Source organism: Streptomyces sp. NBC_00328 (assembly GCF_036139655.1).
GTDB lineage: Bacteria > Actinomycetota > Actinomycetes > Streptomycetales > Streptomycetaceae > Streptomyces.
The window spans coordinates 9,571,136-9,593,835 of sequence record NZ_CP108013.1; the positions used below are offsets into that span (position 1 = coordinate 9,571,136).

The 22,700-nt window shown below is 69.4% G+C and carries 22 protein-coding genes and 4 pseudogenes; 12 read left to right on the forward strand and 14 right to left on the reverse strand.

Annotation, left to right across the window (positions count from 1 at the left end; genetic code table 11):
- Positions 1–221: 221 nt before the first annotated feature.
- Positions 222–767, reverse strand: coding sequence for an RICIN domain-containing protein (locus OG485_RS42175; RefSeq protein ID WP_328674133.1), 546 nt, complete (start codon positions 765–767; stop codon positions 222–224).
- A 488-nt stretch (positions 768–1,255) separates the two neighbouring features.
- On the opposite strand from OG485_RS42175, the gene OG485_RS42180 reads away from it, so the two are divergent.
- Complete coding sequence (locus OG485_RS42180; RefSeq protein ID WP_328674134.1) at positions 1,256–1,447, forward strand: hypothetical protein; 192 nt, start codon at positions 1,256–1,258, stop codon at positions 1,445–1,447.
- Between the two features lie 950 nt (positions 1,448–2,397).
- Positions 2,398–3,375, forward strand: coding sequence for a hypothetical protein (locus OG485_RS42185; protein WP_328674135.1), 978 nt, complete (start codon positions 2,398–2,400; stop codon positions 3,373–3,375).
- Positions 3,376–3,459: 84 nt separating this feature from the next.
- Here OG485_RS42185 and OG485_RS42190 read toward each other — a convergent pair.
- The 5 genes and pseudogenes from OG485_RS42190 to OG485_RS42210 all read right to left on the reverse strand — a co-directional run.
- Positions 3,460–3,624 (reverse strand): annotated as a pseudogene (locus OG485_RS42190) (hypothetical protein); the annotation flags it as partial.
- A 194-nt stretch (positions 3,625–3,818) separates the two neighbouring features.
- A complete protein-coding gene (locus tag OG485_RS42195; RefSeq protein WP_328674136.1) occupies positions 3,819–4,295 on the reverse strand; it encodes a hypothetical protein in 477 nt (158 codons plus the stop codon).
- Positions 4,296–4,361: 66 nt separating this feature from the next.
- Positions 4,362–4,532, reverse strand: coding sequence for a hypothetical protein (locus tag OG485_RS42200; RefSeq protein WP_328674137.1), 171 nt, complete (start codon positions 4,530–4,532; stop codon positions 4,362–4,364).
- 13 nt (positions 4,533–4,545) lie between these two features.
- Positions 4,546–4,845 carry a hypothetical protein gene (locus OG485_RS42205; protein WP_328674138.1) on the reverse strand — a complete coding sequence of 100 codons (300 nt, stop codon included), beginning with the start codon at positions 4,843–4,845 and terminating at the stop codon, positions 4,546–4,548.
- A gap of 242 nt (positions 4,846–5,087) precedes the next feature.
- Positions 5,088–5,927, reverse strand: a complete 840-nt coding sequence (locus OG485_RS42210; protein ID WP_328674139.1) for an SMI1/KNR4 family protein — start codon at positions 5,925–5,927, stop codon at positions 5,088–5,090.
- A 517-nt stretch (positions 5,928–6,444) separates the two neighbouring features.
- Between OG485_RS42210 and OG485_RS42220 the strand changes: the two genes are divergently transcribed.
- Positions 6,445–8,097, forward strand: coding sequence for a hypothetical protein (locus OG485_RS42220; RefSeq protein ID WP_328674140.1), 1,653 nt, complete (start codon positions 6,445–6,447; stop codon positions 8,095–8,097).
- Between the two features lie 109 nt (positions 8,098–8,206).
- On the opposite strand, the gene OG485_RS42225 is transcribed toward OG485_RS42220, so the two are convergent.
- Entirely contained in the window at positions 8,207–8,584 is a 378-nt protein-coding gene (locus OG485_RS42225; RefSeq protein WP_328674141.1) for a hypothetical protein, read from the reverse strand.
- Between the two features lie 230 nt (positions 8,585–8,814).
- On the opposite strand from OG485_RS42225, the gene OG485_RS42230 reads away from it, so the two are divergent.
- The 4 genes and pseudogenes from OG485_RS42230 to OG485_RS42245 all read left to right on the forward strand — a co-directional run bounded on the left by OG485_RS42230 (position 8,815) and on the right by OG485_RS42245 (position 11,683).
- Positions 8,815–9,480 carry a hypothetical protein gene (locus OG485_RS42230; RefSeq protein ID WP_328674142.1) on the forward strand — a complete coding sequence of 222 codons (666 nt, stop codon included), beginning with the start codon at positions 8,815–8,817 and terminating at the stop codon, positions 9,478–9,480.
- Positions 9,481–9,555: 75 nt separating this feature from the next.
- Complete coding sequence (locus OG485_RS42235) at positions 9,556–9,900, forward strand: hypothetical protein (protein WP_328674143.1); 345 nt, start codon at positions 9,556–9,558, stop codon at positions 9,898–9,900.
- A 34-nt stretch (positions 9,901–9,934) separates the two neighbouring features.
- Positions 9,935–10,660, forward strand: a pseudogene (locus OG485_RS42240) (class I SAM-dependent methyltransferase).
- Positions 10,661–11,044: 384 nt separating this feature from the next.
- Positions 11,045–11,683: a hypothetical protein gene (locus OG485_RS42245; protein ID WP_328674144.1), complete on the forward strand. Its 639-nt coding sequence runs from the start codon at positions 11,045–11,047 to the stop codon at positions 11,681–11,683.
- A gap of 50 nt (positions 11,684–11,733) precedes the next feature.
- On the opposite strand, the gene OG485_RS42250 is transcribed toward OG485_RS42245, so the two are convergent.
- Positions 11,734–13,032, reverse strand: a complete 1,299-nt coding sequence (locus OG485_RS42250; RefSeq protein WP_328674145.1) for a DNA/RNA helicase domain-containing protein — start codon at positions 13,030–13,032, stop codon at positions 11,734–11,736.
- 158 nt (positions 13,033–13,190) lie between these two features.
- Here OG485_RS42250 and OG485_RS42255 point away from each other — a divergent pair, with 158 nt between their 5' ends.
- Positions 13,191–13,526 (forward strand): hypothetical protein, encoded by a 336-nt coding sequence (locus tag OG485_RS42255; protein WP_328674146.1) that lies wholly within the window; start codon positions 13,191–13,193, stop codon positions 13,524–13,526.
- A gap of 524 nt (positions 13,527–14,050) precedes the next feature.
- On the opposite strand, the gene OG485_RS42260 is transcribed toward OG485_RS42255, so the two are convergent.
- Positions 14,051–15,850 carry a S8 family peptidase gene (locus OG485_RS42260; RefSeq protein ID WP_328674147.1) on the reverse strand — a complete coding sequence of 600 codons (1,800 nt, stop codon included), beginning with the start codon at positions 15,848–15,850 and terminating at the stop codon, positions 14,051–14,053.
- 226 nt (positions 15,851–16,076) lie between these two features.
- On the opposite strand from OG485_RS42260, the gene OG485_RS42265 reads away from it, so the two are divergent.
- From OG485_RS42265 to OG485_RS42280, 4 genes and pseudogenes are all read left to right on the forward strand, one after another.
- A complete protein-coding gene (locus tag OG485_RS42265; RefSeq protein WP_328674148.1) occupies positions 16,077–16,355 on the forward strand; it encodes a hypothetical protein in 279 nt (92 codons plus the stop codon).
- Positions 16,356–16,751: 396 nt separating this feature from the next.
- Positions 16,752–17,594 (forward strand): CAP domain-containing protein, encoded by an 843-nt coding sequence (locus OG485_RS42270; protein WP_328674149.1) that lies wholly within the window; start codon positions 16,752–16,754, stop codon positions 17,592–17,594.
- A gap of 142 nt (positions 17,595–17,736) precedes the next feature.
- Positions 17,737–17,862, forward strand: a pseudogene (locus OG485_RS42275) (kinase); the annotation flags it as partial.
- 103 nt (positions 17,863–17,965) lie between these two features.
- On the forward strand, positions 17,966–18,238 hold the full coding sequence (locus OG485_RS42280; RefSeq protein ID WP_328674150.1) for a hypothetical protein: 273 nt from the start codon (positions 17,966–17,968) through the stop codon (positions 18,236–18,238).
- A gap of 75 nt (positions 18,239–18,313) precedes the next feature.
- Here OG485_RS42280 and ppk2 read toward each other — a convergent pair whose 3' ends face one another.
- The 5 genes and pseudogenes from ppk2 to OG485_RS42310 form a co-directional block, all read right to left on the reverse strand.
- Entirely contained in the window at positions 18,314–19,264 is a 951-nt protein-coding gene (gene ppk2 / locus OG485_RS42285; RefSeq protein WP_328674151.1) for a polyphosphate kinase 2, read from the reverse strand.
- An 89-nt stretch (positions 19,265–19,353) separates the two neighbouring features.
- Positions 19,354–20,415 carry an outer membrane protein assembly factor BamB family protein gene (locus tag OG485_RS42290; protein WP_328674152.1) on the reverse strand — a complete coding sequence of 354 codons (1,062 nt, stop codon included), beginning with the start codon at positions 20,413–20,415 and terminating at the stop codon, positions 19,354–19,356.
- A gap of 77 nt (positions 20,416–20,492) precedes the next feature.
- Positions 20,493–20,729: a hypothetical protein gene (locus tag OG485_RS42295; RefSeq protein ID WP_328674153.1), complete on the reverse strand. Its 237-nt coding sequence runs from the start codon at positions 20,727–20,729 to the stop codon at positions 20,493–20,495.
- Positions 20,726–21,794, reverse strand: a pseudogene (locus OG485_RS44170) (IS701 family transposase). The gene OG485_RS42295 and the pseudogene OG485_RS44170 overlap by 4 nt, the downstream one beginning before the upstream one ends.
- A 308-nt stretch (positions 21,795–22,102) precedes the next feature.
- Positions 22,103–22,699, reverse strand: coding sequence for an NADPH-dependent F420 reductase (locus OG485_RS42310; protein WP_328674154.1), 597 nt, complete (start codon positions 22,697–22,699; stop codon positions 22,103–22,105).
- Position 22,700: the final 1 nt, after the last annotated feature.

Sequence of the window (22,700 nt, forward strand, 5' to 3'; positions counted from 1 at the left end):
GGAAACGCGACTGGCCCCTTCAGGCTGGCGATCGACGGCATCCTCACGGTCGATCTGACCGCACCGCGAAAGCGGCGCCATACGGCGAAGAGGATCTACGAACGGCTGCTGGATGAGCGTCGGTTCCCCGGAGTCTGACAGGTGCCTGCCCGGCGCGGCAGGCTTGTTCATCCGCGTGAACGGACGGGCGTCGGGCGGCTGCCCGACGCCCGCCCAGGGGCTTACCAGTCCACGGCCTTGATGCCGAAGCTCTGGTTGGCACCCTGGGTGCACGTCCACAGCCGCGCGGGGGCTCCCGCCTGCGTGCTCCAGTCGGCTATCTCCAGGCACTTGTTCTGAACGTACGTGTAGTCCATGACGAAACCGGACTGGCCGTAGAAGAGCTGGTTCAGGCCGTAGTGGCAGTCCCACTGGTTGGCGGTCGCACCGTTGTTGCGCCCCCAGCCGCCGATCTCCAGGCACTTGCCGCTGTTGGCATTCACGTAGAAGTACGACCCGACGGGCACGTCCGTCGAGGAGTAGCGGTGCCATTTCTGGTTGGCGCCACCGGTGCAGGGCCACTGGCGGACGGCAGCGCCGTTCGCCGTGCTCCAGTCCGCCACCTCAAGACACTGGCCAGAGTGCTCCACGCGGATCTCGACGGTGGACAGGTAATAGAGAGACGACGCGGCTTGGGCCGGAACGGCCGAGAGGCCGAAGACGAGACCGAGGGAGGCGGCAAGAACAAGCAGGCCGTGCCGGGCACGGACGAACGCGGTGGGCTTCATGGTCCTCTGCAATCGAATAGGGAGAATCCGGCGAGCAGCCGGAAATCGCCGCTCATGATCGCATAAGTTTGGACGCAACTGATCTCCTGCACCGCCCACTTGAGCCGTGACACGTCGAGCGGGCCCGCCGGGTTGACGGAACCAATTCCTCCGCTCCTCCCCCCGGCGAGCACTCAGGGGCGACCCTGATCAAAGCCTTCGTCCACGCCGTCCGGGTTGGGGCGGACCGCACCCAAAGGGGCGCCTTTCGGCTTCCTTGGCCTGGCCGGCCTTCAGCGGTTACCGACCAGGCGGTGGAGCGGTTGGTCAGCCCGCTTCTGCGCGTTCGGCACGGCCTCGGGTGCTGGCCAGGCGGTAGACATCTCAGGGCTTTAACTCGTCAAGCTTGGGTGTTCAGGACCGATGTCGCCGACACCTACGCCTTCCTCGCTGTCCTCAGTCTGAGGTATGCCCTGCTAGCCCACAGCTCAGGAAGCGTTGATGACGCTGTGTCCTGTGGCCATACGGCGCTCACCGCGATGGGGATGCTGGACCAGAACGTGGTGGGGGCCAGCCTTCTCTCCGAGGAACGGCGGCTCCAGTCGCTCTCGCTCAGCAGTGGCGCCGCAGGTCTGTGGGACGCGAGCGTCACGGCAGGACGAGAGAGGTTCCGTGCCGCAGTGGGCCGTCTGCCCCGCTAGTGCTGGATTCCTCAAACGGTGTACGTGTATCGGCGTCGTAGTCGTCGGGTTGGCGGTGCGGGTCTGCCTCAGATCCAGGGGCTGGGCCCGGGAGTTGAGCTGGTCGGTCGCAAGAGTGGTGGCGTATTCGATGTTGTCGCGGTTGGCGAATGACCGGCCGGCGAGGGCGGCCTTTCGGAAGATGCGCCACCAGCCAGTCGTGCCCAAGGGCTCTGCGAGGCAACGCGCCCGATTGAGCTCGATGGACCATGTGGGGCCGGAAGACGCCCAGGCAGAGCCGGAGAGATCAACTTCAGAACAGCGGTTGCGGCAAGTGTTGCACCTATCTGTTGCGACTGGGGCTGCGCCTACTGTTGAACGGCCCACAGGGCCGTTCCCGTGTCCGCACAGGTCACCACGCGGTTTTGCGTGGTCGGCCCGCCGACGTCCCCGTTGCGGTTGCTCTGCCCATGTCCCTGGCCGGAGTTGAGAGGTGAGGAAGGGCGGGCGGCGCGGACGCGGCCGGGGACCGGGCGCGCTCACCGGCGTTTCCCCGGGCGCACTCGTGTGCGGCCTACGGGCCGGGCCGGCTTTCGGTCAGCAGGGTGCTCAGGTACCGAGTGTGTGCGCTCAGGAGCTTGGTGGCGCGGTCGGTGCCTCGAGGGAAGAACGGCAACAGGGCCAGGGCTGGAACTGCCGCGGCGAGGGCAACGAGCACGGCAGGGGCGAGCAATGCGACGAGCAGGACACGTTGCAGCGCGCCCACGTCGCGGGGGAATGAAAGCCAAGGCGGCAGCACAGAAGACTCCTCGGTCTAGGGGCCCGGCTGGTCGCTCGGGTCTGATGCGGAAACTGTGCCGCTCATTGGGGTAGTTCACCCTCGTCCGAGGCGTTGTCGCAGGTAAGGTCCGGAAAACTGGCGGTTGTCCCGGACCGGAGTGGACAACTGGGCTTCAGGGAAGGGGGTATGGGTGGCGAGGCAGCGGGGAGGCAGACCCTGGGGACCGGTTCGAGCCGAGAGCACCGAGGCGGAGGCGCTGGCGGTCTTCCTGCGCGCCCAAGTCGACTTCAGCGGCAAGACCCTGAAGGTACTGGAAGGTGAAATCCTCCATTCCAAGGCGAAAATCAGCGAGCACCTGGGCGGAAGAGTTCCCGACCTGGCGTTCGTGACCGCGTTGATCCGCGCGACGATCCCCGAACCGCAGCTGCGCAATCGGCGCCTGACCGAAGCCCGCGAGCTGCTGCAGGCAGCCGCCCACCCCTCCCCACGGCGAGCACCGCCTCCATCTGCCACGGCCCTGGAGCTTGCCGAGGTCCGAACCCAGCAGGTCGAGGTCTATGACCGGCTCACCCGTTCCCTGGAACAGCAGAACGAGCTACGCGAGGCAGCCGGAAACTCCGCCAAACTCGTCATGGTCCTCCTTTCGATGATCAGCAGCCTGAAACGGACGATCACCGATCTGACCAGTGAGCGTGATCAGCTCCGTGCTGCGCGCGCCACCCCCGATACCCTGCAGCAGACGCAGCAGCAGCTCGCCCGCGCCCGCGAGCAAGACGCGCGCGCCCGGCAGGAACTCAAGTTCGCCCAAGACAAGCAGCGCCAGGCCGAAGAGCTTGCCACCCAGGTGCAAGCCCGTGCCGATCAGCTCACCGACGAACTCGACCGGCTGCGTACTGCCGCGACCGTCCCCGCCGCAGTCGGCGAGGATGAGATGCCGGCCGGTCGGCGCGCCGAACCCGTCTCGTCCGGTGATCCGGTAGGTGACGACATCGATCAGGCTTTGGATCAGGTTGCGGCCGTCAACGAGCACGACGACCAGATGCTCCAGCGCATCACCCACGACCTTGTCCGAGACGTCCTGCCTGCTGAGAGAGTTGTCCCGGACAACCCGCAGGACCCTGTGCCCCGGCGCCGCCTCGGGGCGGTCACAGAGATGTTTTCATCCTGATTCTGCAGGTCACGGGGCTGGCGTGGGCCCGCGGTGACGTGCTCGTGCCGGTCAAGGGCGTGATCTTCCGCGGGAGATCGCCTGTCACCTGTGGACTTCGGTGTTCGCCAGAACGAGCAGGGCCCGCAGGAGGGTGGTCGCGTGCCGGGCGTTCATGCGGACCTTGGTGAGCAAGCGCCAGGACTTCAGGTTCGCGAAGCCGTGCTCGACGGCGGCGCGTTCGCGGTTGAGCAGGCGGTTCGCTTCCTTCTCGGAGTCGGTGAGGCGGTGGTTGCGGGGGCCTTGCGGCCGGTGATGATCACCGGGTCGTCGGGGTCGTCGTCCAGGCCGACGAAGCCGAGGTCGGCCAGGGCTCCGAGTCCGGCCTCGCGCAGATGGCCGGTGATCTTGTTGTGGCGGGCGGCGGTGATCTCGCTGGACCGGCCGGGTCTGGCCGCGGAGATCTAGATCAGGTTGCCCTTCTCATCGGTCAGAGCGAGAAACAGCAGGCCATGGGCTTTGTGCTTGCCGGAGAAGTTCTTCCGGTTGTCCACCCCGGTGCGACGGCGGGTGCGGACGAGGGTGCCGTCCAGCAGGACCACGGCTCCGCCGCTGCGGGCGATCTTCCTCAGTGCCCGGTCCAGACGCGGGGCCCGCACAGCCAGGAGCTCGATCGCTTCCTTCACCCAGCGACGCACGGTGGAGGCGGCGACGGCGTTGCCGCCGGCCATGTCGGCAAGGCGCTGGTCGTGGCGGAGTACGGCGAGTACGACGACCGCCTGGGCGCCCGGGGCGAGCTTGCGCCAGCGGGAGCCCAGCGCCTTGCGCCGCTTGCGTATCAGGCCGGCGACGAGATCAATGGTTCGCTTCGACAGCGGGAGGCGAACCTGATAGACAGCTTCCTCAGAGCCCTCGGCGGGGCGGTGGGTCTTCACACACACGCCAACTCCCGCCGGGGGAGCTCCTGTTACGGCCGGAATCGGCCGGTCCGCCGCCGTCCTGGCCGGTCAGCACGGGAGATAACGGCCCGCGCCGGTCCGGGAGATCCAGCCCCGGTCGGCGAGCTTGCGCAGTTGCCCCCGGACCGGTTCCACCTTCGCCGGCGTCGTGTCCCGGCCCAGCGCGATCGCGACGTCCCTGGCCATCACCGGCCCACCCGCACCGGCCACGATCTCCATGATTCGCCGGTACTCAGGAGGCAGGACCTCCGCCCCCATGCCCCCGGTCCGGCACCAGCCGCATTCCGCCCGCACCCGGCCCGGCCACCACCCGCTCCGGCTCCGGCTCCCGCTCCGGCTCCGGCTCCGGCGACACGATGCCCGACGGCCGTCGCCCACCACCGTCGGTCGCCTCGGCCCACTGCCCGAACACCACCTCGGCGGCCTCCAGCCGGGCCACCTCCGCCTCGATCCCCGCCAGTTCCTTGCGCAGCAGCTCGGCGCGTTCCGCCAGCCGCACCCGCCGCTCGACCGTCCACGTCAGCACGTCCACGATGAAGATCCCTCCCGCGCAGAAGCTACGCAGCAGCCGGGGCCCGCACCCGGGAAGCGCAGAAGACGCCCTTGACGGATGATCACGTGCTATCGATCTCCACCCTGACCAGCACGAGTACCCCACCGAGACGGCACACCAGCCCCGCCGACCAGCAGAAATCAGGATGGCGGGTCCTCATTGAAGATCCCTAGAAGCCAGTGGACCGAAGACGGTCATCGCCCCATCCTGTGCGAGTCGTCTCAGTCGCTGAACATGTCGGCGAACGGGTCGGATTCCCCAGTCCACGGGTCAAGACCTTGACTCCGCAGGCGTGCCTCCTCGTCGCGGTGGAGGAAAGGGGGCGACGCGTTGCCCCAGAGGTTGACAGAACCGAGCGGACACTCGTCGAACTCTGCGCGGAAAACCCGGCACAGGAATTCGACAAGACCGCACGGATACTCCAGCCAGACTCCGTCGTCCTCGTTCCACACGACGACCGGCCAGGCGTCCGGATCGCTGCCGGTCACTCGCCAGCACAGGATGTCGGCACTGGAGTCGACGCCCCAGGCGATCAAACCGCTCTGCCGGCTTCCCTCGGGGGCCTTGTACTGCCAGAAATGCAGCGCGTTGAGCGTCTCCGCCTCCATTCCCTGGAAGGTGGGTTTGACACCCTCCGCCGCCCGGGACTCCGGGAGGAGGAAGCTGAGGTAGTCGTCAACGGCCCCCTCTCCGTAGAGCGTGATGAATTCCTGGTAGTCGCTCGGGAAGCCTGTCCCCCAACTGCGCTCCACCGCGGTCCAATCAACAACATCCCCTGCTCCCGGATGGGAGGGCATGAGCTGCCTGAGAGTGTCCAACCAACTCATGGCGTCTCTGCCTCTCATCGAAATCAACGGGTCGCACCGGATCTTTCCATTGCGGCTGTCCGTGGCCGTACCCAGGTTCTTCCAGCCCGGCCGGGGGCTGTAGACCGAGGCGGGAACCGCCTGGCTGAACGACAGGCCGGGCGAACCGTCCGGGTTGGTGCCCGTCGCGGTGATCTCGAAGAAGGCAGGAACCGTACGAGGACCGGAGTAGCGCGGAGTGACCGTGCAATGCACCACCAGCCATCGTCGACAGTGGACCTCAGGATTCGCAGGTCCGTGCCGGACCGGGGTCGGATGTCGACGAACCGCTGGCGACGGAGCGTTGGCTTCGGGTGGTCGGCAAACTCCGGGTGACGGAGGCAGTACCGGCCCGGCCTCATCAACGGCCTCATCGCCAAGACCCGCCACGACCTCCAAGCGCCGTGACCTCAGCGATTGAAGGTCTCTAGACGGCAGCTGCGTGAACTGGCCCAGTCGGAACCAAGGATCCCCTGGCCCAGGGCGAGGTGACCGTACGCTGGACGTACGAGATCATGGGTCCCGCTCGCCGGGGTGTCCTGCCGGCGGTGCTACTGACCGTCGGCTGAGGCGGCACCCCGCTCTTCCCGTACACCTGCGCAACGGCTTGAGGCGATCGACCCGCGCGGCCGTACGAGAGGGTGGCACCCTTCAGCGCGGGCGGAGGCGTCCGGCGGCCGGGCTCCGGCCGCCACCGCCACCGCCGGTGTTCCCACCTGATCCAGGAGTGCATGTGTCCTACGACGAGCCGCTGCGCCTGCCCGCGGCCGCGATACCCGACGGCTGCCGCGACTGGACGGCCGGTCCGGCGGCCGACTGGTCGGCGGCACTGGCGCCGCGCTGGACCCTCCCGGCCGTGCGCAGGTCCGTCGCCGCCGCGGCGACCACCTTCGCGCTCTGCGCGGGCGCCTGGGCCGTGATGCTCGGCGGACTGTGGCCGCTCGTCGCGGCCGGGTTCGCCGCGTACACCCTGTGGGTGCTCGCGCGGCCCGAGCTCGTCTGGGTGGGGGCGCCCGCGCTGCTCGTCGGGCTCGCCGTGGAGGCCCCCTCGCTGCCCTGGGCCGTGACCCTGGCCGGAGCACTGGTCGTCCTCGTGTCCTGGACCGCCGTCGCCGTGCGCCTGCGGGCCAGGAGCACCCAGCTCGAACGGGCGCTGCGGGCCGCGGCCGACGGCACGGCACGCGTCCCGGACGCCGACGCACCGGTGCGCCGTGGCCGGTTCCTGTGCCCGCTCGGCCTCGTCGTGCTCGGCCTCGCCGTCGTCACCGGCGCCACCGCGGACATGTGGGGCACGGTCGAGGACCGCGACGGCTCCCGGATCGTGGCCTGCTACCTGGCCGGCCTTGCCGCCACCGCGCTGGCCTCCGCCTGGCTGGGCCGCCACCGCGCCGTCGCGCTGCGCCGGGACCCCGCGCCCGTCCTGCGGGTCCTCGTGCGCGACGACGCGCAGGGCACCACGGAGGTGTACGCGGCAGACGACCTCGCGGCGGGGCGCCCCCTGTTCACGGTGGAACTGACGTCGTACGACGGCGACACCGAGGAGGCCGACGACGAGCCGGACGAGGCCGACGAGGCCGACGAGGAACTGGAGCGGCTGTTCGACGCGGTGGACGACGACACCCCGGGCCCGGTCCGTGAGGCCGTCCTCTACGGAGCTCCCTTCGACGGAGCCGAGGTCGTGGTCGTGAGCGCCGACGAGGATCCGGCCCAGCCCCCGCTCACAGAGTGGTCGGCGGGGCCGGTCCGCCCGCTCACCCCGGGCGCGGGCCTGCGGCGCATCACCCGGCAGAAAGCCCGCGAGGCCCGCGGCCGCCGTCTGGAGCAGCAGGTCAGGGAGCGCCACGCGGGGCGGCCCGCCGTACCGGTGCGCCGCTGGCAGGCGGGCTGGCTCGACTGGCTCGCGGCGGCGCTGCTGGTGCAGTGGGGCGGCTGGCTCTGCGGGGCCTGGTTCACCGACTGGGGCCCGTCCCCGTGGGAGCTGGCCCTCGCCGCCGCGATCGGCCTCTACGGCGCCGTGCGCGTCCCCCAGAAGCTCGCCTGGCGCATCACGGCCGACAGCACGGGCCTGTGGATCACCGGGCTGCGCGGTCCCCGGCACATCCCGTGGGACGACTTCCGCTCCGTGCGCCGTCAGTCCTTCGAGCTGAAACTGCGCTGGCGGGACGACGACTGGTCGGTCAGGGCGCCGAAGTGGACGTGGCTGGAGCGGCGGCGCGGCCTGACCCATCCCTACGACACGCTAGCGGCCGAGCTCACGGTCATGCGCGACGACCCCGGGCTCAGACCGACGGGGGAGAGCAGCGGGGCCGAGCGCGGGCGGCCGCTCTGGCCCGCGGCCCTGGCGCTGGCCGTGCTGTGGGTCGCGGCGCTGGCCCTGCTGGCCTGAGGCACGGGCCACTGTCCCTGGCGCCAGCGTGTTTGTCGGGCGCCGGTATGGACGCACGCGGCCCGGGGCCGATTCAGGTCAAACCATGTGGGGGGGTGTCGCAGTCGAGTCACACCGCTGCCGGGTGCGGCAACTGGGTAGTCGGCGTGCTGTTCCGGGCGCCGAGATCCTCGCGCGCGGCGTCGAGCAGGATGGCCAGGTGCTGGCCGCGGATCCGGCCGGTGGCGGTACGCCGCGCCTGGACGATCGCGGCGTGCTGCTGGCGGTAGGCGCCGGGCTGGACCTGGGCGAGCCGTCCGCGCCGCAGGTCGACTTGGCTGGCCGTGCCGTAGAGGTTGCTGCGCAAGCCGGCCGGGATCCGGGCGAAGGCCTCGTCGTCCAAGTCGGGCAGCGGGACCCAGGTCTCTTCGGCCTCGATGGCGACCCGGGCGGCGATGTCCCGGTCCGTGTGGGACGGGCCGCGTCCGAGGGTGCGCCGCCAATGCACGGCCGTCCAGCGGACAGTCTCCGTCTTGCGGTGGTGGACCGGGGCGATGGCGCCGACGTCGGCGCCATTGGCGAGTACGCGCTAGCCGCCCAGACAATGCGGGTCGGGCTCCAGTCGCCAGAGACGCGCGTGCACCGAGCCCAGGTCGACCGGACCTGCCGTCCGCCGCGCTGGGGGTGGCGCGCGACGGCGCTGGCAGCGCTGTCGGTGGTGTGCGCTTGGATGACGTCATGACTGTTCATGACGTGGCGGCCTCGCTGCCTGACCTGCCCGAGTTGCACGACCTGTGCCTCTCGATTGCCGTCGCGGAGGCCGTGCTCAATCACGGCGGCGCCTATCGGTACTACACCTTCGGCGCGCAGGGACGGGAGGGCGAGAAGTGGTTCTCGATGCGCAACGGCGGCGGCGACGAGTACGACGTGGTCTTCTCGGCGGCCGGTGCGTACATCCGGGGCTTCGACCATGAGTCGGCGATGAGCCCGTACGCGGACGACGAGGTGTGGCCCGGCGTCCTGGACACGGTGCCCGAGGTGTTCCGCTCCGCCGTTGAGGAACCGGCCTTCCAGGACGAGGACATGCCCATGGTCACCTGCTGTCTGTGGCGCGAGAAGGAGGACGACCGGTGGCGCACGGGCCGGATCGACTTTCCCGAGGGGGAGAGGGATCCCGACGGCTCCGGATGGATGTTCGCGATGCTCACCGAGCGCACACCGCAGGCGTTCCGATCATGGGCGAAGGACTACTACGAACGGCCCGTGGACCTCGACGCGGTGCGGGACATCTACGAGCAGCGCCCGCTGGACGAGGACATCGTCAGACGCCTGAACCCGAAGATCTCCCTCGCCGACGTCCGTGACGAGATCCGCGCGACGGGATACCCGGTCCGCTCGTCGTGACCCCGACAGGTGTCAACGGCGATCGTCAGTTTTAGACCGACAGCGGGAAGTAGTCCTTCGACCGCCCAAGTCGCTTTGAGGAACAACGGCTTCGACGCGACCGGGCTGATCAAACGGGACGCACGCTGGAACAAGGGCAGCCTGCGGCAGATCGCCGGCAAGTGGAACATCCCGCTCTGGCTCCTGAAAAGGATCCTCAGCCCGCGCTTCCCCGATCCCAACCCCGCAGAGCGGGCCTTCATGACGGAGGGCAACTACCGCAGGATCAAGACCCACTACTTACAGGGCCTGACCCCCACGGAGACATGGCGCTACTTCCTCGACCACCACGACACCTGGATCCCCCTGACCATCATCACCGCGCTCTACATCACCCTCGCCCGAGAACCTCAGCCAGCCGAGTCCCGGGAATCTCAGTAGCTCTTCGGGCCCGGCTCTGCATACGTTCGGCCGCATGGCTGACGACTGCTTCGGGCATCCACGACTCGCCGCGATCCACGATCCCCTCGACCCCGACCGCAGCGATCTCGATGCCTACCTCCGCATGGTGGAAGAGTTCGGGGCGCGCCAAGTTCTGGACATCGGCTGCGGCACAGGGGTGTTCGCTCTCCTCCTGGCCGACCACGGGGTCGACGTCGTCGGCATCGATCCCGCCCAGGCATCCATCGACGTCGCCCGGGGCAAACCGGGCAGTGAGCGAGTGCGCTGGATCAGCGGCGACGCGACACCCCTCCCGCTACTGCAGGTCGATCTCGCGACGATGACAGCGAATGTCGCCCAGGAAATCGTTGATCCGGACACCTGGCAGAAGACGCTGCGCGGAGCCTACGAGGCGCTACGGCCTGGCGGGCACCTGGTCTTCGAGACCCGCGATCCGGCCAGATGCGCTTGGGAAGAGTGGACCCGCGAGAACTCCTGCCGGGTGACGGAGACCCCGGGGGTCGGCTCCGTCGAGAGCTGGGTCCAGCTGATCGACGTGAACTGGCCCCTGGTCACCTTCCGGTGGACCTACGGCTTCGCAGCAGACGGACAGGTGCTGATCTCGGATTCGACGCTGCGCTTCCGAGAGCGAGACGAGATCAAGACGGACCTGGTTACGCACGGCTAAGTGGTGCAAGACGTGCGCGATGCGCCTGACCGGCCAGGCAGAGAGTTCGTCTTCCTCGCACGACGCCCCTGATCCAGTGATCCACGCCACTTAAACTTCAATGGCACACGCTCAAAGTTCACTACGTTGTTCTGCGGGAGGCGGTGAGCCCTTCGTATGGTTTACCCGCTCAGGGGTGCTGGGCGTGGCTTTCAAACTTCTGCCGCTTGTGGCCTCCATCGATTGGCCGCCCGGCGCCCCACGACGACTCGGCTGCCAATTAGGTGTCGGCGTACACGTGAACGTACAGAGCCGCGTACGGATGAACGCGCAGAGCAAGCGGCCGCCGACACCGATCGCCACCGGCGCGGTCGAGGGCGCCTGCCGACATCTGATCGCCGACCGCCTATTGCCTAGCTAGGAGCCTGGCGCGGAATGCGATGTGCGCGCCCCAGCAGCCGGATACTGTGCCGGGCTATGGCAGGTGTGTCCTGGGCCGATGCCCTCAGCGCGGTCTCCGCGGTCGGCGGTGTCGTCACGGCAGTGATCGCATTGATGATCTCGCGTACGGCGAACGAGGCAGCTCACCAATCCAATCGGGCCGCAGAGCGGGCGAACGCGACCGCGGACTCGGTGGCGGAGGTCGAACGGGAGCGCTGGCACTACGAGATGACGCCGCAGTTCGACGTCACGATCACACGTTTCGGACCGGCCAGTGGTCGGGCGAGTCTGCTGCTGACGTTCGAGGGGCCGCCTGCGTTGGGGCGTCTCGACTCGGTCGAGATCGAGATCCGCGACGACGGCTATGTTCATGGTGTGGGCCTTGCCGGCATGGAGGAGCAGAGGATCGTCGAGACTATCTGGGGGCCGTACCGCTTCTGTCCGGGAATTAACAACACGACGAGCGACGGACGTCTGTCCCCCGGCGTCCCGCTGGAGCTGGGCGAGTGGATCAAGCGGGCGCTGGAGTATTCTCTTCCTCCTTCCTGGACCGACAGGACGTATTGGCGCGACCGGTATGACGGTGAGCCGGTCCGGCTGTGGGTGCGGTGCCGACGCGAGGGATACCAGCCGTGGACGCTCGCATACAACGTCACCGTCGCTGACCCTCACTAGCTGTTCTGCCGCTGCACCGGTACGTGGCCCACGTGACGACCCGCCTGCCGTTATGTGACTGAGTGAGCGGGGGCTTGGGTGATGAGGTGGTCGAGGAAGCGCTGGGTGGTGGGGTCGGTGGCGGGGATACGGGTGGTGTGGGTGCCGCGGGTGAGTAGGACGCGGTAGATGTTGAGGGCGTAGCGCAGGTACTGCTGTGGGGGCAGGTCGCGGAGGGCTTCGTCGTGACTTTGGTCGGGGTGGGCTTTCCAGCGGTCGTGGTCCCAGGTGAGGTCGGGGCCGATGATGACGCCGGCGTCCTGGTATTCGAGGCCTTGGGCGGTGTAGATGCAGCCGATTTGCTGGTGGCCTCCGGTGTGGGTGGCCCACAGTTGGCTACGCGGAGCGAGCGGGTTGCCGTTGGTGTCGGTGAGGGTTTCGCGGGCGTTCCACGTGGCTTTCCAGACGCGTGTCTGGCCGGTGGGGGAAGGAACATCGATCTGGATATCGAGGGGGAGCGTGGGGGTGCGGGGGCGGTTGCGCGGCCAGGGCCAGCAGAATCCGGCGGTGGTACGCGCGCTGCGCCCGGCGGTGGTAGCCCGATCGATCCGTTGCTGGAGGACGAAGGGGCCGTCGGCGAGGTTGAGGTCGTAGCTGGTGTGTCTCGTCCAGGGGACAGGTGTGCCGTACAAGAGCGCGTCGACCCATGCGGTGTAGGCAGCTGAGCTGGCGCAGCGGAATGATCCGGTGAGTTCCAGGTGGTGGTGGTGCGTTCGGCCGAGGCGCTGGGCGGCCGTGTGGATCTCGTCGACCGTGGTGCCCTCGTCGGGCCGGATGATTTGGCGTTCGTCGAGGAAGATGACGGCAAGTGGGACGTGTTTCATCACTGCGGTCAAATCCGGTGGCAGCCCGTCGGCGCCGTTGCGTTTGATGCGTTGTACCTCGTCGATGACGAGGGCACCTGCCTGCTGTGCGGTGCTGCGCAGGGCGCCGATGCCGGGGAATAGTTCGCGGGCTGCGCTATGGCCGCGCACGGCTTCTTGGAGGTGGGCGCGCAGGGTCCCGGATGGTGTGATGAAGCGGGGACGCGTCGCGGGGTGGTCGCGCATGAGGCGGCCGAGCAGTCGTACGGCGAGGGCGGTCTTGCCGCTGCCCGGGCCGCCGCTCACGGTGATGATCGCACCGTCTCCCTTGCGCACGGGTTTTTCGCCGCGGGCGGGCAGATGGTGGGCGGCCACGGCGCGGATCCGTACGAACGCGTCCTGTTGGTCGCCCACCAGAGCGAAGGTGTTGGCGCCTTCCAACTCTGATCCGACATGGTTGAGCAGCCGGCTGGAGGGCTCCCACCGGATGCCTTCGAAGGCATCCACCTGTACGGTGTCCGGCGCGCCCAGGCCCTCGCAGCGCAGCAGGCTGACCAGGGTGGGCCGGCGGGAGGTCGTGAGTGCCGGGGCGGCCTCGTTGGTGAGCTGGGGTTCGGGCAGCCGCGCACCTGGACCACCCGCACGCCCGCCAGGCCCTCCAGGTCGTGCGCTGGAGACGGGACCCGGGCTCGGGCAAGCTCTCGATCGAGCGGATCCACCTGGTCACCAGCCTGCCGCCCGGAGCCGCCAGCGGCAGCGAACTCGCGGCCTGGATCCGCGGCCACTGGAAGATTGAAAACCAGCTCCACCATGTCCGCGACCGCACCTTCGGTGAAGACGCCTCGAAGATCCGCACCCGGCACCTGCCCCGCATCATGGCCGGCTTACGCAACCTCGCCATCGGCGTCCACCGCCAAGACGGCCGCACCAACATCGCCGCCGCCCTCCGCCACACCAGCCGCGATCCCCAGCGGCCCCTCACCGCCCTCGGACTAACCTGACAAACCCAGACGCAAGATCACTTCTCAAAGACCCTGGGGCTGGGGCCACGTACGGCTGATGGGGTGGTGCGCCCGCGAGCGCTTCCATCAGGTCGCCGGGTGATCCTGCCGCGGTTCGATGCGGCCGGACAGACCTTCGGGGTGCCGGTCAGACCCTCGGCCGCGCCCTCTGCGTAGCCGCGCGGGTGTCAGCAGGTCGAGTCGGCCGGCACTCCTCGGGGCCGCGGCGCGCGCAGCCGCGGCCCCGCTGCCCGTACGGTCAGCGCGGACACGGCCCTGCAGCTCCTCAGGGAGGCGCACGGTGAGCTGGACGCCGGCCCCAGGCCGTTCGCGGCCTTCCTGGACGTCTCCGGCATATGGGCCCCGACCTCGGCGTTCACCGCTGCCGAGGCCCATATGCCCTCTGCCACCCAGCAGTTCGCAGCCCTGGCCGAACAGACCGCAGCCCGCCTTGTCCGTGGCCGCGGGCAAGGAGCTGTCGCCGGCGCAGTGCGTGTTGAACGTGGGCGTTGCCGGGCCCTGCGCTAGAAGGTCAGGTTCCAGGCGTCGATCGTGCCTGTGTCGGAGGCGGCGTTGTCGTTGACGCGCAGCTTCCAGGTGCCGTTCGCGACCTCCGAGGAGGCGTTTACGGTGTAGGTCTGGGCGATGTTGTCGGCGCTGCCGCCGGCGTGGTTGTGCAGCGTGTAGACGGTGCCGTCCGGCGCCACCAGGTCGACCTTCAGGTCACCGATGTAGGTGTGCTTGATGTCCACACCCACCTTGAGGGTGGCCGGGGCGTTGCCGGTCACGCCGGTTATGGCGATGGGGCTCTCCACGGTCGCGTTGTCGTTGATGGCGAAGTCCGCGAGGTTCTCGAAGTACTTACCGGGCGGCGGGGTGGTCCCGACGGCCTTGAGGGCGTCGACTTGTCCTTCGCCGAAGAACGAATTGTTGGCCGTCGTGCCCGTGCAGCGGCTGTCCGAGGGGCAGGCGATGTCGTTGGCCTGGGCGGCCAGCTTGGCGCGGATCTGCGCCGGGGTGATGCCCGGGTTGGCGCTGGCGATGAGTGCCGCCACGCCGACCACGTGCGGGGTGGCCATCGAGGTGCCGCTCTTGCTGCCGTAGCCGCCGCCGGGGACGGTGGAGTACACGTTGCTGCCCGGCGCCGCGACGTCGATGACGCCCTGCCCGTAGTTGGAGAACGAGGCCTTGGTGACACCCGTGCCGTTGGCCGCGACCGTGACCACACCCGGCAGCTCGGTCGGGATGTCGAGGCAGGCGTTGGTGATCGTGCGGGTGACCGGCGTCGAGTCGTTCGGGCTCGCGGAGTCGGTCGTCTTGTGGGCGAGGTCGTAGTTCTCGTTGCCCGCGGCGGCGATCTGGAGGGAGCCCTTGCCCTCGGCGTACTCCTGGGCGCGCTTGACGCCCTCGATGATGGCGGCCTGGTCGATGTTGTCCGGGCAGTTGAACTGCCACGGGTCCGTGTAGTAGCTGTTGTTGGTGACCTTGAAGCCGTGGTCACCGGCCCAGACGAAGCCGCAGATGGTGTTCTCGGCGAAGAAGAAGGAGTTGCCCGGCTCAGCGACCCGGACCGCGGAGATCTTCACCCCGGGGGCCACGCCGACGACGCCCTTGCCGTTCTTGGCCGCGGCGATGGTGCCCGCTACGTGGGTGCCGTGCGTGTCGACGTCCCGCCAGGCGCCGACACGGGTGTCGGGCTTGCCGTAGGCGCAGGAGACCGAGTCGGCCGCGTTGAAGTTGGGCGCCAGGTCCTGGTGCTGGTCGTCCACACCGGTGTCCAGGATGCCGACCGTGACGGAGGCGGAGCCCGGGTTCACGGCCCAGGCCTGGTCGGCCTTGATCTGGCTCATGTCGGCCCGGACCGGTTCTCCGGCCGGGGTCGAGGCCTGGGCCGGATTGGCCGGGAGCGCCGGGTTGTAGGCGTCGGCCGGGACGTCCGAGGTGCGCGTGGCGCCGACCTGCTGCACGCCGGCGACGCCGCGCATGGTGGCGGCGAATTCGCTGGACGCCGAGTGGGCGACGATCACGCCGATGGCGTCGAAGTTCGAGAAGACGGTGCCGCCGTTGGCCGCGATCGCGGAGCGGACCGCCGAACTGTCACCGGGGGCGGTGATCACGAGGTAGGCACGCGTGCCGGCCACCCAGGTCGCACTCTGGGAAGTCGGCACGGCGACCGGAGCGTGGGCCTTGGCGGCCGGCGCGGGGGAGGGGTCGACGGGGAGCGTGCCCGCGAGGGCGCCCGGGGCGCCGAACGCGAGGGCGGCGCCGAGCGTGGCCGCCAGGACCAGCGTGCGTCTAGTCCGGCTGGATATGTGGGGTATCAATGCGTCCTCCGGAGACGGCCCGGCCGTGCTGAGGGCACCGGCGGGGCCGTACGAAACGAGTGGTGGATGCAAGATGTCAGGCGCATGCTCCTGTACGGAAGTACCTTTCCGTACAGGGGCGTTATAGGGGAATGGCTGAAAAAAGACGTACTCCGGGCATCGGAGGGCCGGGATCCACCGGGAGCTCGGCGACGTCGACCGCGCCCTGGCGTACGCCGCCGACCTGGTGCCGGCCATCGACGGGGTGGACCGGCTGCCGGCGTGGTGGCTGACCGAGGTGCGCCCGCAGTTCGGTGACGAGCCCGCCGGCGGGCAGGCCGTGCTGCTGCCCAGCCGCCGGCACACCCTCGAGGGCGGGCGGCATCCGGCCTGCGCGGTCACCCTGCGCGACGGAGACCAGCGTCCGGAACCCGTCCCACTTGGGCTCCGCAGCGCAGCCCGGCCGTGGATCGGGCTCGGGCACCCGCACGCCGGGTACCGAAGGGGTTGTGGGGAGAGTCAGTGACATCCCTCACGTGCCCGGTCCCCATCAACGTGCCGCGATAGTACGTGGCATGTGGCCGATATAGGCGGATCTGGCATACGGAAGCGGGCATACGCGGCATCTCGGCCGGGGTCACCGGCCCGGGTCACCGGCCTCGAGCCGCCGGACCGCCTCTGCCGTCCTTCTGACGGAGTGTGAGGCGCCGTCGGCGTCCGGCGCGGCGGCCCGGCACAATCCCGGGCCGGATTCAAGGGTGCCCTCGCCTACTAGGCGAGGTAGTGGAAGCCCCCGTTGTCGTGCCCTCCCGCGGCTTTTAACAATGACGGCCCCGCAAGGCGTCCCCGCAGGTCAAGCGCAGTGTCTGTGCGAAACCGAGCCCGCCGGAGGCGCAAGGAGAGTCGACCGAACGAGGTCCGCATGAGGAACCACCGGAAGCACGGCAGGAAGACGCGCCGCCGGCCCATAGTCGTCGCCGTCCTGGCGATGGGCGCGGTGGCGGTGCCGTCGGCCGCCATGGCGTGCATGGGCGACGAAGGAGCCGAGGCCGTCACCGCCACGTCCAGAGGTCCCTGGACGGACGGGAGGAAAGTGTCCTGGGACGGACACCGGACGGACGGGAGGAAGGAGTCCTGGGACAGGCACCGGGGGCGGGACGTCCAGACCGCGAAGGCCACGGCGACGGCTTCGCCCTCGGCCTCGCCGACGACCTCTCCCAGGACTGAGGCGCCCGCCCCGGAGAAGTCCAAGGCGCCCGTTTCGAAGGCGACCACCCCGCCCGCCCCGACGAGGACCGCCGCCACGCCGAAGCCGACCGCCGTGCCCCCCTCGACGACCGCCTCACCGAAGCCGCCCACCATCACGGCTCCCGCCGCAGGCACGGCGACCCCCGCCGTCGCCCGCGTGGTCGCCCTGGTCAACAGCGAGCGCGCCAAGGTCGGTTGCTCCCCGCTCGCCCTGAACGCGAAGCTCTCGCAGGCCGCCCAGGCCCACAGCGCGGACATGGCGAGCCACAACACCATGTCGCACACCGGTTCCGACGGGTCCGACCCGGGACAGCGGATCACGCGCGCGGGCTACCTCTGGAGCACCTACGGCGAGAACGTCGCGTACGGGTACTCCACGCCCGAGCAGGTCATGGCGGGCTGGATGGCCAGCGCCGGCCACAAGCGCAACATCCTGGACTGCGGCTTCAAGGAGATCGGTGTGGGGGTGGCGCAGCCCGGCAACTACTGGACGCAGGACTTCGGCACGGCCCGCTGACGCTCACGGGACCCACGCCCGTCACGGCCCGCCGACCATCACGCAGGCCGCAGCCGGCGTGGGTGCCGTTCTGTCCAGGGCGCAGGTACTGCGCGAGTCCGGGGCACCAAAGAAGAATTAGACGTGAGGGCCCTAATGGTGGGCACCGAACAAACGCCCGACCCACGGCTACTACCTGGACGTGCCGTTCGGTGAAACCCTCGCCCGGCACGCCACCAAGCCGATCGCCGACGACGTCAACGAGACGCAGCTGCGCGACTGGTACCGCCTCGACCGCACCGAGGGCCAGGAGCACGCCCTGTACGTAGCCGTGGAGAAAGGACACCCTGCGCCAGCAGCTCACCGGCTGGCTCGCCGAGGCGGGCGTCCCGGTGCTCGTGGTCCGCGGCTTCAGCTCCCAGTCGTACGCCGACGTCGTCCGCGACCGCGTCACCCAGGGGCCGCGCGAAGCCGTTCTTGTCGTGGTCGGTGACTTCGACTGCTCCGGCGAGGACATCGAACGGGGCTGGGTGGCCCGTACGGGATGCTGGAGCCGGACCGGGCGGGTGCTGCCGACCTACCACCAGGCCGCGGTGCTGCGCGGCGAGCCGGAACGTCCGGGCAGCTTCCACCGGGCGCGGGCCCGGGGCATCGCCGAGCGCTGATGAAGGTGGAGCTCGGTGCGGCGAGGGGGTGGTTGGTTCGGGTGTCTCGCACGCGACGGCGGTGAACGGGGCGGGTCATCGCCCAGGGTGTTGTCCGGGGCCTTCGGCGTGGGGCGCGAGAGGGGTGGGGGAGAGGGCCGACTCTTCCTCTCCCGGCTCGAGGAGGGTGTCGGCCGGGCCGACGATGAGCGGGTCCGGCGTTCCGACGGCTTCGGTGTTCTTGCTGGTGTAGTCGAGGCGGGCGAGGAGACTGCGCATGGCTTCGAGACGGGCCCGGCGCTTGTCGTTGCTCTTCACGACGGTCCAGGGCGCGTGTTCGGTATCGGTGGCACGGAACATCTCGATCTTCGCGATGGTGTAGTCGTCCCAGCGATCCAGTGAGTCGAGGTCGGTGGGGGAGAGTTTCCACTGCCGTACGGGGTCGACCCGGCGGATGGCGAAGCGGGTGCGCTGCTCGCTTCGCGAGACGGAGAACCAGAACTTCACCAGCACGATGCCCGCTTCGATGAGCATCTCCTCGAAGCGGGGGCACTGTTGGAGGAACAGTTCGTACTCTGCCTTTGTGCAGTAGTTCATGACGCGCTCCACACCCGCCCGGTTGTACCAGGAGCGGTCGAAGAACACGATCTCGCCCGGTGAGGGCAGGTGCACGGTGTAGCGCTGGAAGTACCACTGACCCGCTTCTCGTTCGGTGGGCTTGTCCAGGGCGACGATGCGGGCGCTGCGGGGATTGAGCCGTTCGGTGAACCGGTGGATCGTGCCGCCCTTGCCCGCGGCGTCACGTCCTTCGCAGACGACGATCAGGCGGGCACCCGTGTCCTTCGCCCAGCGCTGCAGCTTGAGCATCTCGATCTGCAGGACCCGCTTTTGCCGCTCGTACTCCTTGCGCTGGACCTTGCGGTCGTAGGGATAGTTCTCCCGCCACGTCGCGATCGGCCGGCCGGCCCCGTCCAGCAGCACCGGCTGCTCCGGGCTGCTCTCGTCCACGGTGAGTCCGTCCAGCAACGCCCTTTGAGCCTCGTCCACCGCTCCACCTCTTTCACGGCACCTGTGATCCCTGCGCGCCGGAGCGCGGCATATGTCCTCTGCGGTTCCCAGGAAACCGCAGGTCAGTCCTAGGCTGTCTCTTTCGGATCTTGCCGAGTGGACTCGCGGACGGAGAGGGCTCCCGCGCTGGCTGCGGATGTGGTCGGCCGCCGGGCTTTCGGGCTGAAGGTGAAGGAGCCGAAGGTGCCCTTCGCCGCGAAGAACAGCCCGCCGTCGCCGGCGGCGGCCAGCGCGTCCAGGCGCCGACCCGGCAGGGAACACCCCTCCACGGTCCGGCCGTCGGGCCCCAACCGCCGGATGCCGCCGTTGGCATCCCCCACCAGGACGCCGTCGGCGTACGGCAGAGGGTCGACCACAATCCGCCGATCCGCCTCGACCGACCACGTCGACGTCCCGTCGGCGGGATCCACCGCGAGGAACCCCCTGCCTGACCGCAGCATCCAGACCGACCCGTGGATGTACCCGACCGCCCCGAACGGATCGTAGGATCCGAGTCGGGTGGGCTCGTCCGCGCCGATCCCGAAGGTCACCAGTGACGAGGCCTCGCAGACCGCCACCACCCGTTCCGCATCCACCGGGACGAACGCTTTCGCGTCGGGTCCCGCGAGCGGGTGCGGCAGCCGCCACCGAGCCAGGTCGCTCCCGTCGGCCGGATCGAGGAGAACCGCCTCGTAGCCGCTGCCGGTCAGCACCCCGCCGGCCCACGCGAGGGTCCGTACGGACGTCACCGGCGACGGTGTCGTCCACCGCACGCCCCCGTCGGCGAGGTCCAGGCCACTCATCGGGGTGTAGCCGCGCCAACCGCCTATCACCACGGTGTCCGAGTGGACCGCGAGGTTCCCCGTCCACCTCGGTGTCGGGGCGCTCCACAGCGACGCACCCGTCCGCAGATCGATGCAGGACAGCAGGTTCGGCGCTTGCGGCAACACCAGCACGCGGTCCCCCGCGAGGACGATCCCGCGCGGCCAGGTACCGAGCGGGACGTCCCAGCGCACAGCGCCGTCGACGCGCTCCAGGCAGACCAGCCGGGTGTGCCGCTCGTGCAGGACGACACAGTCCGGCCCCACGACGAAAACGGAAACGCCGCCCCGCTGGTGCAGTTCGCGCTCCCAGAGCACTGTGGGGATCATCGGGCCATCCCACCACGGGCGGCCCGCCCCCCGACGACGGTGCCCCAGGGCCGGGACGGCCGCCTAGCGGTGGTTTGTTAGACCGGGGTGTAGAGGTCGATGGGTCTTCCGGTGCTGACGGCGTTGATCAGGTTCTGGAGTTCGGTGGGCGGGGGCTTGGCTGTCCAGGCTCGCCAGTAGCGTTGCAGCGTGGTCCAGGGCGTCAGCCAGCCACGGACGGCCCGGATCGCCTTGGGCCAGCTGGCCGGGTGGGGCTGATGGGACGGCGGACGGCCCCCTCTCTGCCCGACCGGCGGTCGGTTCCTGGTCGTCAACGCGTGGAGGTGGGGCGAACCAGGTGTCCCAGCAGAAGGAGAACGCGCAGGTGACGAGGGTCTGGTGACGGCGGATGGCGCTGTCGGAGCGAACCTGGAAGTCGGCCCATCCGAGTTCGTCCTTGACTTGTTTGCAGCTCTGCTCGATCCAGTCCCGGAGACCGTAGATCCGCACGATCTCGGTCAGGTCGGCCGGCTGGATCGGGCTCTCGGCCGCACGTGGTCCGCCGGGCCTGGGCAGGTCGGGTGGCCAGATACCAGGTGGACTGTGCGGGCAGGGTGGCCTGGTCGGTGGTGGCCACGACCAGGCGGACGTTTCCGTCGGGGCCCCACCAGCCCAGGTGCGCGTCTGCGGCCCACCAGGTGGTGGTGTGCCCGTCGCGGAAGGTGCGGGTGACCGCGCTCCAGTCGCCTGGCTCGTCCGGGTCGTGCCAGGCCAGGGCGCGGGCGGCATCGACGGGAGTGTACGCCTGGTCGCCGTAGGCCCAGGCGCCGTGGCGGGGCTTGATCGCCATGACGAACGGCAGTCCGGCATCGGCCAGTTCACGGCGGAAGCCGTCCTGGTCGCCGTAGGCGCAGTCGGCGGCCACCGCCCGCAGGACCACTCCCGCTTCCTTCGCCTGCCGGGCCAGAGCGGCTCCGATCTGCAGCTTCGTACGGAAGCCCGGGTCGTTCTTCCCGTTCGGGAAGTGGTGGGCGGGGGGGGTAGGGCACGGCGTGCAGCGGGTAGCAGACGCGCTCGTCCGCCCAGCAGGTGGTCACCGTGACCACGCCACGGTCGATCTTCCCGACCGATCCCAGGTACTGCTTGCCCACGTGCGCCGTCGCACTCCCGTCCTTGCGGCCGCCGGAGTCGTCGATCACCAGCACGCCGCCCGGGTGCGGGGCGGTCTCCGGATCGGCCAGCAGCATCTCGACCCGCCGGGCGTTGATCTTCTCGTGGTCCCACGTCGACTCGGACAAGAAGAACTGCAGCCGCTGCACCGACCGGTGCTGGGCGCCGACCACCGGCTCCGTGCCGACCAAACAGGTCAGCGTCTTGTTCCGGTCCCGCGGCGGGAGCAGACCGTCAAGTACTCGCGGAACCCACGCCGCTGTGCCAACGTGGAGAACAGGTCGTCAAAGCGCGCGGCGTAGGCTTCCAGCGGGCCAGGCGCGGGCGGACACGGCACACGACGGGTCATCACGAGCCCCCTGGCGGCGAGACGACGTTCCTTTGCTACCGGCCTACTGCAGCTATGACCCGCCGTCAACAAACCACCGCTAGCCTCGCGATACGAAGTGGCACGCCCTTCGGGTGCGGCCCGCTGGTTCCTGTACCGCCTCCGTGTACCGCTGTGTGGGGCCGCAGGGGGCGGCGCACTGCGTGCGGATCAGCGGGCGATCGAGATCGCGAAGGGTGTGAATCCGCTGGATCGAATCACGTGCGGTACGAACAGTATCGCGGCCTCCGTGGCGCGGGCGGTCCGGATCCCGCCGAGGTCGGTGATCCACTCCTTGCGCCAGCCGAGGTTGATGAGCAGTTCGCGGACGGTCTGCTTGGCCTGCGGGTCCTCGCCGGAGAGGAAGGCGTCGGGCGCCTGGGTGAGGTTGGCCGGCGCGGTCATCACCGGGAAGAGCATGGTGTTGAGTGTCTTGACGACGTGCGTTTCGGGGAGCGCTTCCTGGAGTTGCTCGGCGAGGCTTGAGCCGGGGTAGAGCAGGTCGGCGGGCAGTCCGTCGGGGCCGGCGGCGGTGGCGTTGGAGACGTCGACGAGGATCTTGCCGCGCAGTTCCTCGCGCAGGGCGACGAGCCGTTCCAGCGAGCCCGCGCCAGGGGTGGCGTTGATGACGATCTGGGCTGTCCGGGCAGCGTCGGCGGCGGTGCCTGGAGCGCGGTTCGCCACGGTCACCTCATGTCCTGCCCGGGTGAGGGCTGTGGCGAGGTTGCCGCCGACGCGGCCGTTTCCGAGGACTGCGATCGTGGTCACG